The sequence below is a fragment of the Cellulomonas sp. P2_B4 genome, from assembly GCF_056404795.1.
In genome coordinates, this window is the sequence record NZ_JBFUDI010000038.1 from 1 (window position 1) to 745 (window position 745).

Genomic DNA, 745 nt, shown 5'->3' on the forward strand with positions numbered 1-745 from the left:
ATTGTCATCCACATCGACGCCGCTCACCCAGTTGTTCTGGAGCTTCGCCGCGCCCAGGATATGCGCGTTGAGCGCCAGCGAGTACGGCCCCTGCTCGTACATCGTGGTGATATTGGCCCGAAGCTTCGGCTCGCCCGGGTTGAGATCGCCGATCTGCCCGGCGAAATTGGTCACGTTGCCCAGCGCGTCGACCTGGCGGAACACGGGCACGTAATTCGCCAGCGCGCGCAGCTCGAACCGGCCGGCGCCCACGGCGTGCCGGTAATCCACCTCGAAGTCCCACCCTTGCGTCCTGAGGCTCGCGGCGTTGATCGGCACCGTGTCGATCGAGGTGATCGCCTGGGTGTTGTCGCGGTGGATATATTGGCAATATTGGTCCTGCCCGCTGAAGCAATATTGCAGCTCCTGCGCCGCGCTGATCGAGGTGATCGCGCCCTTCAGCGAGATCCGGTAATAATCGACCGACAGCGTGAGCCCCCTGAGGAAGCTCGGGCTGTAGATCACCCCGGCGGTCAAGGTGCTGCCCTGTTCCGGCCGCAGCGCGGGGTTGCCCCGAGCATTGGTATATTGCGGATAGGTCTTCTGCGTGAACGGGTCGAGCACCGGCTGTTGCGTGAGGATGCCGCCCGAGAACAAATCGTTCAGCGTCGGCGCGCGGATGTCGCGGGAGATGGTGCCGCGAACGCGCAGATCGTCGGTCAGCTGGTCGGACAGCCCGACCTTCCACGTCACCACATTGCCGCTG

General features: G+C 64.0%; 1 protein-coding gene. It reads right to left on the bottom strand.

The features are described 5' to 3' along the window. The coding region (locus AC1DZC_RS19935; protein ID WP_477044476.1) for a TonB-dependent receptor domain-containing protein at window positions 1–745 on the bottom strand (745 nt) is incomplete at both ends.